At 72.6% G+C, this 9806-nt stretch carries 13 protein-coding genes; 8 read left to right on the plus strand and 5 right to left on the minus strand.

What is annotated here, in order from left to right; all coding sequences use genetic code 11:
- The 7 genes from GWI24_RS33275 to GWI24_RS33305 all read left to right on the plus strand — a co-directional run.
- Nucleotides 1-607 (plus strand): FAD-binding oxidoreductase (locus GWI24_RS33275; protein ID WP_210949776.1); only part of this gene is annotated, 607 nt, incomplete at its 5' end.
- Nucleotides 588-1043, plus strand: coding sequence for a (2Fe-2S)-binding protein (locus GWI24_RS47005; protein ID WP_210949777.1), 456 nt, complete (start codon nt 588-590; stop codon nt 1041-1043). The genes GWI24_RS33275 and GWI24_RS47005, both read left to right, overlap by 20 nt.
- Nucleotides 1033-2481 (plus strand): NAD(P)/FAD-dependent oxidoreductase, encoded by a 1449-nt coding sequence (locus GWI24_RS33285; RefSeq protein ID WP_308344170.1) that lies wholly within the window; start codon nt 1033-1035, stop codon nt 2479-2481. Before GWI24_RS47005 ends, GWI24_RS33285 begins: the two co-directional genes overlap by 11 nt.
- 119 nt (nt 2482-2600) lie before the next feature.
- The gene (locus GWI24_RS33290) at nt 2601-2990 is read left to right on the plus strand and encodes a molybdopterin-binding protein (protein WP_166484036.1); all 390 of its coding nucleotides are present in this window, start codon (nt 2601-2603) and stop codon (nt 2988-2990) included.
- A gap of 86 nt (nt 2991-3076) precedes the next feature.
- Complete coding sequence (gene modA / locus GWI24_RS33295; protein WP_210949779.1) at nt 3077-3922, plus strand: molybdate ABC transporter substrate-binding protein; 846 nt, start codon at nt 3077-3079, stop codon at nt 3920-3922.
- 59 nt (nt 3923-3981) lie between these two features.
- On the plus strand, nt 3982-4806 hold the full coding sequence (locus tag GWI24_RS33300) for an ABC transporter permease (protein WP_210949780.1): 825 nt from the start codon (nt 3982-3984) through the stop codon (nt 4804-4806).
- Nucleotides 4803-5903: an ABC transporter ATP-binding protein gene (locus tag GWI24_RS33305; RefSeq protein WP_210949781.1), complete on the plus strand. Its 1101-nt coding sequence runs from the start codon at nt 4803-4805 to the stop codon at nt 5901-5903. Before GWI24_RS33300 ends, GWI24_RS33305 begins: the two co-directional genes overlap by 4 nt.
- 50 nt (nt 5904-5953) lie before the next feature.
- Here the strand turns inward: GWI24_RS33305 and GWI24_RS33310 are convergent, their stop codons facing one another.
- From GWI24_RS33310 to GWI24_RS33330, 5 genes are all read right to left on the minus strand, one after another.
- Complete coding sequence (locus GWI24_RS33310) at nt 5954-6193, minus strand: hypothetical protein (RefSeq protein WP_308344171.1); 240 nt, start codon at nt 6191-6193, stop codon at nt 5954-5956.
- Nucleotides 6190-6606 (minus strand): hypothetical protein, encoded by a 417-nt coding sequence (locus GWI24_RS33315; RefSeq protein ID WP_247617206.1) that lies wholly within the window; start codon nt 6604-6606, stop codon nt 6190-6192. Before GWI24_RS33315 ends, GWI24_RS33310 begins: the two co-directional genes overlap by 4 nt.
- A gap of 14 nt (nt 6607-6620) precedes the next feature.
- Nucleotides 6621-6797: a hypothetical protein gene (locus GWI24_RS33320; RefSeq protein ID WP_210949782.1), complete on the minus strand. Its 177-nt coding sequence runs from the start codon at nt 6795-6797 to the stop codon at nt 6621-6623.
- A gap of 148 nt (nt 6798-6945) precedes the next feature.
- Nucleotides 6946-8178 carry a helix-turn-helix transcriptional regulator gene (locus tag GWI24_RS33325; protein WP_308344172.1) on the minus strand — a complete coding sequence of 411 codons (1233 nt, stop codon included), beginning with the start codon at nt 8176-8178 and terminating at the stop codon, nt 6946-6948.
- An 89-nt stretch (nt 8179-8267) separates the two neighbouring features.
- A complete protein-coding gene (locus GWI24_RS33330; protein ID WP_210949783.1) occupies nt 8268-8906 on the minus strand; it encodes an HAD family hydrolase in 639 nt (212 codons plus the stop codon).
- A 177-nt stretch (nt 8907-9083) separates the two neighbouring features.
- Here GWI24_RS33330 and GWI24_RS33335 point away from each other — a divergent pair, with 177 nt between their 5' ends.
- Nucleotides 9084-9755: an HAD family hydrolase gene (locus GWI24_RS33335; protein ID WP_210949784.1), complete on the plus strand. Its 672-nt coding sequence runs from the start codon at nt 9084-9086 to the stop codon at nt 9753-9755.
- The last annotated feature ends 51 nt before the right edge of the window (nt 9756-9806 follow it).

Genomic DNA, 9806 nt, shown 5'->3' on the forward strand with positions numbered 1-9806 from the left:
CGACGGCACCGTCAGCGCCCCCGCCGTCCTGAACGCGGCGGGCACCTGGGCCGGTGCGGTGGCCGGGCTCGCGGGCGTCGAGCTGCCGGTGCTGCCGCGCCGGGGCTTCGTCCTCGTCACCGAACCACTGCCGCCCGCGACCGTACGGCACAAGGTCTACGCGGCCGACTACGTGGACGCCGTGGCCAGTTCGGACGCGGAGCTCCAGGCGTCGCCGGTCGTGGAGGGCACGGGTGGCGGCACGGTGCTGATCGGCTCCACCCGGGAGCGGGTCGGCTTCGACCGGCGGCCCTCCCCCGCCGCCCTACGGGCGCTGGCCCGGGGCGCGATCGGGCTGTTCCCGATGCTGGCGTCGGTACGGGCGATGCGCGTCTACGCGGGCTTCCGGCCGTACTGCCCCGACCATCTGCCGGTCATCGGCCCCGACCCGCGCGCCCCCGGGCTGTGGCACGCCTGCGGCCACGAGGGCGCGGGGATCGGCCTCGCGGCGGGGACGGGGAAGCTGATCGCGCAGGCGCTGACGGGGGAGGCGACGGATCTGGACCTGACGCCGTTCGCCCCGGAACGCTTCGAGGAGGGTGGTGCGGATGAGCCACGCGGGGAGTGAGGAGCGCACGGGGTCGTCGTCCTACCGGCTGACCTTCGACGGCACGACGGTCACGGCGCGCCCCGGGCAGAGCGTGGGCGCGGCGCTGGTGGCCGCAGGGATCGTGGCCTGGCGGACCACGCGGCGGGAGGGCAGACCGCGCGGGCTGTTCTGCGGGATCGGGGTGTGCTTCGACTGCCTGATCACCGTGGACGGGCACCCCGGCCAGCGGGCGTGTCTGGTCCCGGCGCGGGATGGGATGAGGCTGTCGGCGGAGGGCGGTGAGGGCATCGATGGCCGTGGCGGTGTCGAGGACGGTGGTGGTGGCGGTATGGCCAGCGGTGCCGGTGACGCCAATGACGGCGGTATGGCCAGCCGTGCCGAGAACGGCCGTGACGGCGGTACGGCCGGCGGCCTAGAGGGCGATCGGGGTGAGGATGGCAGCGATGGCGAATGATCGGCCGACGTACGACGTAGCCGTCGTGGGCGCGGGCCCCGCCGGGCTCGCCGCCGCCGTCGGGGCCGCCGAGGCGGGCCTCGACGTGGTGCTCATCGACGCCGGGCGCCTGCCCGGCGGCCAGTACTGGCGCCACGACGAGCACTCCACGCCCCCTCGCCACCACCACGGGCGGCTCTTCGCCCGCCTCCGCGCCCGGTTGCACCACCAGCGCCACCTCGGCCGCCTCCACTACCTCCCCGGCCACCAGGTCTGGCTGATCGACCGCCCCCGCCCGGACAGCGGGCCGTTCACCCTGCGCCTGAACGGCCCGTACGACACGGCCCCCGTCGAGCGGGACCGGGTGCGGGCCGGCTCGCTGGTGCTCTGCTGCGGTGCCTACGACCGCCAACTGCCGCTCCCCGGCTGGGAGCTGCCCGGGGTGATGGCCGCCGGAGGCGTCCAGGCGCTGCTGAAGGGGCATCGCGCGGTGGCGGGCAGACGCGCGGTGGTCGCGGGCACGGGCCCGTTCCTGCTGCCGGTGGCGACGGGCCTGGCGCAGGCGGGGGTGCGGGTCCTCGCCGTGTGCGAGGCCAACCCGGCGCACGGCTGGCTGCGCCACCTGGACGGGGCGGTGCGGGGGCCCGCCAAGTCCGCCGAGGCGGTGCGGTACGCGGCGCTGATGGCCCGCCACCGCATCCCGTACCGGACCCGGGCCGCGGTGACCGAGATCCTGGGCGAGGACCGGGTGCGCGGGGTGCGGCTCGACGGCGGCGAGGTGCTCGAGGCCGATCTGGTGGCGCTGGGCTGGGGGTTCACCCCGGCCCTCGAACTGCCCCTGATGGTCGGCGCCGCCACCCGGCGCGACCTCGACGGCTCCCTCGTCGCCGTGGTCGACGCCCGTCAGCGCACCACCGTCCCGGACGTCCTGGCCGCGGGGGAGACCACGGGCGTGGGCGGCGCCGCGATGGCCGTCGCCGAGGGACGGCTGGCCGCCCTGTCGCTGGCGGCGGCCCACGGGCTGCCGGTCGATCCACGCGCCGTACGACGGCTGCGCACCGCGATCCGCCACGGCCGGGCCTTCGCCGCCGCGCTGCACCGCACGTACCCCGTTCCCGACGGGTGGATCGACCGGCTGACCGAGCGCACGGTGGTCTGCCGCTGCGAGGAGGTCACCTACGGGGAGCTGTGCCGCGCCCGTACCGAACTCGGCGCCGAGGACCCCCGCACCATGAAGCTCCTGGCCCGCCCGGGGATGGGCTGGTGCCAGGGGCGGACCTGCGGTTTCGCGGTCGCCGCCGTCACCGCGTCGCTGACCGGCCGCCCGGCCGCGGCGGAGGATCTGCGGCCGCTGTCGTCACGGCCGTTCGCGGCGCCGGTGTCGCTGGGGGAGCTGGCGGAGCTGGACGAGCCGGCGGAACTGGACGAGCCGGCGGACGACCCGGGCGAGGAGTCCTGACCTGCCACGCCGATCCTGCCCGTGTGGCGCGCAGATGCCAGCCTCCGTGCCCGAATCGTTGGACGGATACCACCTGATCACCGTGTACTGGCTGGCAGATGCGGCGCTACCATCGGCGGATGCATACGTACCGGATCGGTGAGGCCGCGGCCCTGATGGGGGTCAGCGTCGACACCCTGCGGCGCTGGGTCGACAGCGGACGGCTGACCGCCGAGCGGGACGAGCAGGGGCGCCGGATCATCCCGGGCCCGGCGCTCGCCGCGTTCGCCCGCGAGGTCGCCAGCGGCACGGACCGCGACCACCCCGGCTCGTCGGCCCGCAATCGCTTCTCGGGGATCGTCACCGAGGTGATCCTCGGCGATGTGTCCGCGCAGGTGGAGATCCAGGCGGGCCCGTTCCGCGTGGTGTCCATGATCAGCCGGGAGTCGGCGGAGGAGCTGAAGCTGGAGCCGGGCGTTCCGGCCGTCGCCGTGATCAAGTCGACCAACGTGGTCGTGGAAACGCCGTGAACACGCGCGCCGCGGGCGGCACAGACACAGGCAGCAGGCGCAGCAGTCGCAGAGGCAGCAGTCGCAGAGAGGGAGAGACAGACCCCATGACGACCCGTTCCGTATCCGGTTCCGGATCCCGATCCCGTTGGACGCTCCGTGTGGTGGGCGGTTTCGCGCTCGCCGCCCTGACGCTCACCGCCTGCTCTTCCGGTGACTCCGACGACTCCGGTGACTCCTCCGAGAAGTCCGCCTCCGGTTCCTCCTCCGAGAAGCTGTCCGGCACGGTGACCGTGTTCGCGGCGGCCTCGCTGAAGGAGAGCTTCACCGCGCTGGGCAAGACCTTCGAGAAGGAGCACCCCGGCACCAAGGTCTCCTTCAACTTCGGCGGCAGCGACGCCCTCGCGGCCAGCATCACCTCCGGCGCGCCCGCCGATGTCTTCGCCGCCGCGAGCCCGAAGACCATGAAGACCGTCACCGACGCCAAGGACGCGAAGGACACCCCGGCCACCTTCGTCCGCAACCAGCTCGAGATCGCGACCCTCCCGGGCAACCCGAAGAAGATCAAGACGCTCAAGGACCTCACCCGCTCCGGGCTGAAGGTCGCGCTGTGCGCCAAGGAGGTGCCGTGCGGCTCGGCGGCGCAGAAGGCGCTGACCGCGGCCAGGCTCAAGCTCACCCCGGTCTCGTACGAGCAGGACGTCAAGGGCGCGCTGACCAAGGTGCAATTGAAGGAGGTGGACGCCTCCGTCGTCTACAAGACCGATGTGAAGGCGGCGGGCGGCAAGGTCGCGGGCGTGGAGTTCCCCGAGTCGAAGCAGGCCATCAACGACTATCCGATCGCCCTGCTGAAGAACGCCCCCAACGCGGAGGCGGCCACGGCCTTCATCGACCTGGTGAAGTCGGCACAGGGCCAGAAGGTGCTCGGCCAGGCCGGTTTCCTCAAGCCGTGACGGAGCGGAACGCCGGGGCTGGGCCCGAGCCAGAGGAGGTAACCGGCCCCCGGGAGGTTTTGAGCGGCAGCGAAGGGCGACGCCGGGGCACCCCCCGCCTCCGCGCGGGCGTCGTCCCGCTGCCGCTCCTGCTCCCCGCCCTCGTCGGCATGGTCTTCCTGGTGCTCCCGCTGGTCGCGCTGCTGGGCCGCGCGCCCTGGCGGAGCCTGCCCGACCAGCTGACCAGCGCCGCGGTGTGGCAGGCGCTCCGCCTCTCGCTGATCACCGCGACCGCCGCCACCGCCGTGGCGCTGGTGCTGGGCGTGCCCCTGGCCTGGCTGCTGGCCCGTGCCCGCTTCCCCGGCCGCCGGCTGCTGCGCGCCCTGGTGACCCTGCCGCTGGTGCTGCCGCCGGTGGTCGGTGGTGTGGCGCTGCTGCTCGCGCTGGGCCGTAACGGGATCGTGGGCCGCTGGCTGGACTCGGCGTTCGGCGTGACCCTGCCGTTCACCACGGCGGGGGTGGTGGTCGCGGAGGCGTTCGTCGCGATGCCGTTCCTCGTGATCAGCGTCGAGGGCACGCTACGGGCCGCCGATCCGCGCTACGAGGAGGCCGCCACGACCCTCGGCGCCTCGCGCTTCACCGCGTTCCGGCGCGTCACCCTGCCGATGGTCGCGCCCGGTGTGGCGGCCGGGGCGGTGCTGGCCTGGGCGCGGGCGCTGGGCGAGTTCGGCGCCACGATCACCTTCGCGGGCAACTTCCCCGGCCGTACGCAGACGATGCCGCTGTCGGTCTATCTCGCCCTCCAGAGCGACCCGGCCGCCGCCATCGCGCTCAGCCTCGTCCTCCTCGCCGTCTCCATCGCGGTCCTGGCCGGGCTGCGCGACCGCTGGATGGCCGCCTCATGACCCACACGGACACCTCCCCCACCGAGGACGCCGCACTGCGCACCGACGGCCTCGACGCCCGGCTCGTCGTGGACCGGGGCAGCTTCCGGCTCGACCTGCGGCTGTCCGCCGCGCCCGGCGAGGTGGTCGCGCTGCTCGGGCCCAACGGTGCGGGCAAGACGACCGCGCTACGTGCCCTGGCCGGGCTCACCCCGCTCACCGAGGGGGCGCTGCGGCTGGACGGCCGGACCCTGGAGCGGCCGGAGGACCGGCTGAGGGTTCCGCCCGAGGACCGCCCGGTCGGCGTCGTCTTCCAGGACTATCTGCTCTTCCCGCATCTCACCGCGCTGGACAACGTGGCGTTCGGCCCGCGCTGCCACGGGGTGCCCAAGGCGGAGGCCCGCGCCCAGGCGGCCGACTGGCTGGACCACATGGGCCTGGCCGACCGCGCGGGCGCCAAACCCCGCGCCCTGTCCGGCGGGCAGGCCCAGCGGGTCGCCCTCGCCCGCGCCCTGGCCATCCGCCCCCGGCTGCTCCTGCTGGACGAGCCACTGGCCGCGCTCGACGCCCGCACCCGCCTCGAGGTGCGCGCCGGACTCCGCCGCCACCTGGCCGACTTCGAGGCGGTGGCCGTTCTGGTCACCCATGACCCACTGGACGCGATGGTGCTCGCCGACCGGCTCGTGGTCGTGGAGGACGGCCGTATCGTCCAGGAGGGCGCCCCGGCGGACATCTCCCGCCGCCCCCGCACCGACTACATCGCCAGCCTCGTCGGCCTCAACCTCTACCAGGGCCGCGCCGACGGCCACACCGTGACGCTCGACGGCGGCACCACCATCACCACCACCGAGGACCTCACCGGCCCGGTCTTCGTCGCCTTCCCACCCGCTGCGGTCACCCTCCACCGCGACCGTCCCGACTCCAGCGCGCGCAACCTGTGGCGACTGGAGGTGGCCGGCATGGAGTCCCACGGCGACCAGATCCGCGTCGACCTCACCGGCGAACTCCCCCTCCTGGCCGACCTCACGACGGCGGCGGTAGCCGAACTGTCCCTCCACCCGGGCCGCCCCGTCTGGGCCACGCTGAAGGCGACCCAGACCCACGCGTATCCGGCGTGAGCCGGTCTGGGTTCCGGAGCGCCCGGCCGTATGCGCAGGCCATTCCCGACCTACGCGCCACCGAGGGCCTCCCCGCAGAGCGGTCGGCACACCCACAGCTCGACCTCCCGCGTCCTGCTGCCACAGCTCCACTCGACCGTCCCGAGCAACTGATCCGCGAGCAGCCGCCGCCCGCACAGGGCGCAGTGCCAGCCCTCCAGCTGGGGCCCGGTCAGCGTGTCCGGGTCCGGCATCCCGATGCCCCGCGCCGCCGCGAGCGACTGCTGGGCGGTTGAACGGCCGTCTGTCACCGGTCGCCCTCCTCCTGGGTCCCGAGCTCGGCGACGGCCGCCCGGACCAGCGCCTCGCGGAGCCGGTTGGCGTCCGTGAGGTACCGACCCGGCCCGAGCGGGACGCGCCAATGCAGATACGGCCCGCTGGTGCGGTCGATGGGGGGAACGCCGATGTACGTGGTCTCAACGCGCCCCGTACCGAGCGTCTGCACCTGCCGGATGCGTCGCCAGTGCTGGGCGCTCCCAGGGTGGATCAGCCAGTACAAGAGGTTGTAGTCGGCGATGACGGCACCGGTCGCCCCACCGAGTAAGGCCAGGGCCCGCTCACCGAGCGCCTCGGGCGCCCGCACGGCGTCCCAGTGCGGTCCGACCTGGACCATTTCTACGTCAGTGCTGCTCGGTGGCGTCCAGGGCAGGACTCGGGTTGTCATGTCGGTCTCCGGGCTCATCGGGCAGCGGCAACCGAGACGGGGCGGCCGACGGTCAGGAAAGACAGGAAGCCCTGCCGCAGTTCCTCGGCCTCGGCGCGGGACAGCACAAGCTCCACGTCGCCCTCGTACTGGTCGAGGTGGAAAAGGGACAGCGGCACGCGGACTTCTCCGGTGCCGCTGTCGCTGGTCATGGATGCCCCTCGGCGGGGCGAGGCGTGCCAATGCTCCATGTCGGCCATAGCGGCCCCCTTGGTTGACGCTCTGTTATGGAGTCGTCACCGTAGGGCGCTGGAGAATGGAGAAGGGGGACAATCTGTCCCCGCTGTGTAGCTCGTCCCCCTACCCTGCCGCAGTCACTCCGACCGCCTCGGCGAGTTGAGCAGCCTCTCGGCGGAGCGCTCGCGGTGCCTTGCGCCAGAGATCATCGGCAACCGTGCGAGCGGAGGGCGTATACGCGACCGTCTCGGCACCGATCTGATGGGCGATCTGCATGACGTGCAGCGCTGCCGTGCGGTCGCCGCGCTGAAGGTGCCCGCGGGCCACCTCGACCCACAGGCGCGCTCGCCGTTCCTTCGAAGGCATGACGTCCGGGTCGACCTCGTCCGCGAGCGTGAGCGCCTTCCCGGCCGTGCGCAGATCGGTAGCCACTGAGACAGCGTGGAAGTCGACGTTCGCCCGTCCGAAGACAGTGGAGGGGTGCACGTAGGAGGCGGGCAGCGACTTGGCGACCTGGTCACCGGCGTCCCAGTATCGCCACGCGTTCCCCTCCTGGCCCTCGCGGGCGCACGTCACTGCGGCGTGCAACTGCAGCGCGCCGTAGATCCCCCGCCAGTCCGCGGGGGCCTCGTCGAGGTGGGGGCGCAGTAGCTCCGCGGCCTCCGTCGCCACCCGCAGGGCCTCATCCGGGTACGACGTCTCGCGGAGGATGTTGCCCATGTTCCAGGCGGCGGCCGCGATGGCGGCCGGGTCGTCCGCCTGGTGGGCGGCGGCGAGCGCCCGGTCCGCCACGACCCATGCGAGTTCGGCCGGCGCTACATAGGCGGTGGCCTGGCCGGTCAGTCGGTAGACGTCAGCCAGGGCGACGTGCGCGGCGCGACGGTCGTCGCCATCGAGGGTGCGCGTGGCCGTCTCAGCTTGGCGGATGAGGTCGGGCAGCAGCGCACCAACCTCAGTTCGGTTGTGGTCCGAGCTGTGCCAGAGGCGCCATGTCTGATCGATGCGCCCCTGCAGGGAGGCAACGTTGACGGGGGCGGCCGGTGGTGGGGTGAAGCTCCGTTCCATCACGGCGCCCCAGATTGCTGGGATGGCGGGGTGGTTCAGCCTTCCCAGCGGCACAGGCTGGGCGACCCCCGGAGGGCCGCCGGTGAGGAGGGAGAGGTCGGAGAGTTGGAGGGCGGCCGCCAGGCGGAGGAGGAGGGTATGTGACCTGAGTTCTCTTTCGCCTCGCTCGATCTTCTTCAGCCAGTCGGGACCGCGTCCGCAGAGCCCGGCCAGTACGGCGCGGCTCATCCCTCGCGACTCGCGTAGGAGTTCGATCGTCTCGCCCATGCTGAGGTCTTCGGGGATTTCCACAGGTGCCCCCTCGTGCGGCGTCGGTTTCGTCAGGGTACGGCGATCGCCTCACTCTGGGCAGGGCTCTTCGAATGGGACATACGAAAGCCCTACCTGGCGGCGATTCGTACGAGTTCGTGCAACGAGCCGATCTGCCAGTCGGCAGCGGCCGCCTCAGCGGTGCCGGACCACAGATGGCCCCATGGCCCGCGCCGCAGATGCGCGACGCGCAGTCCCGCCGCCTTTGCCGGGCGGATGTCGTTCGCGGGGTGGTCCCCCACGTACACCGTCTCGTTGGGCGGGGCGCCGACGAGGTCCAGGACGCGGGCGAAGAAGCGGGGGTCGGGCTTGGCGACGCCCCACTCGCCCGAGGTGGCGATCCCGTCAACCGGGAGGTCGAGCTCGCGTAGCAACTGGCCGACGTGCGCGGTCTGGTTGCCCGCGATGACGATGCGGAGCCCTTCCTTACGGAGGGCCGCGAGGGCTGGGCGCACATCCGGGTAGAGATCGGCTTCGTCCAGCCGCTCACCCGCCCCTGCGGCCTCCATCGCGGCTCGCTCGGTCGCGATGTCGATGTCCGGCCGAACGAGCCGCAGTGCTTCGGCGTTGTCGCGGCCCTGAGCGACGACCGCGCCGACGAGTGCGGAGAGGGTATGGCGGGGGACGTCCAGCCAGTCCGCCCATGCGGCCCATCCGCGGTCATCCCGGATCAAGGTCTCGCCGACATCGAAGACCACTGCGCGAAGCATGCGGGCAGCGTAAGACATGGTGAAACGACGAGATGGCCGGGCCCGCGCAGGCAGTGGGGACGCCTGGGGGCGGCCCGCCGGAAGTCCGGCCCATGCCTACCTCCGTACGTCTGCCCACTCAGCGTATGGTGCCCGTCACCAGCGGGGGCCGGTATCCAACGATCGGAAGGCAATACAGTGCCGCTGCTCGTGTTGTGGGACATCGATCACACGCTCGTAGATACCCGAGGGGTCGGACGCGAACTCTGGGCCGAAGCGTTCGAGCAGGTCACCGGCCAGCCCATGCGGGAGCAGGCGAAGATCGATGGCTCGACCGAGCCGGTCATCCTCCGCGAGACGTTGCGACTCCACGGATTGCCGGACAGCCGTGCCCTGTTCGAGCGGTTCGCTCAGGCGCTCGGAGCCGTTCACGTACGGCGCGCGGCCGAACTCCGTGAGCGCGGGCATGCCCTCCCCGGGGCCTCCTCGCTGCTCGCCACCCTGGCGGCGCGGGACGGGGCCACGCAGACCGTGATGACCGGCAACATCCGGGCCGCCGCCGAGGTGAAGCTGGCCGCGTTCGGCCTCGACCAGTACATCGATCTCTCGACCGGAGCCTTCGGCGAGGACGCGGACGAGCGTCCGGAGCTGGTGCGCACCGCTCTGCAGCGTGCGCGGATGCCCTCGGAGAACGCTGTCCTCGTCGGGGACACGCCATACGACGTGGAGGGTGGCTTGAGCTGCGGCGTCCGCGTCATCGGCGTGGCCACCGGGCGTACCAGTGCGGGGGATCTGCGGGCCGCCGGAGCTGCGGAAGTTGTCGAAGATCTCGCGGACACAGAGTCGATGCTGAAGCTCCTGACGAAGTGAACGAATCCCGAGGCGACCCAGACACACGCCTACCCGGCCTGAGCCGGGCCC

It is taken from the genome of Streptomyces sp. MK37H (assembly GCF_018035285.1).
Lineage (GTDB): Bacteria > Actinomycetota > Actinomycetes > Streptomycetales > Streptomycetaceae > Streptomyces > Streptomyces endocoffeicus.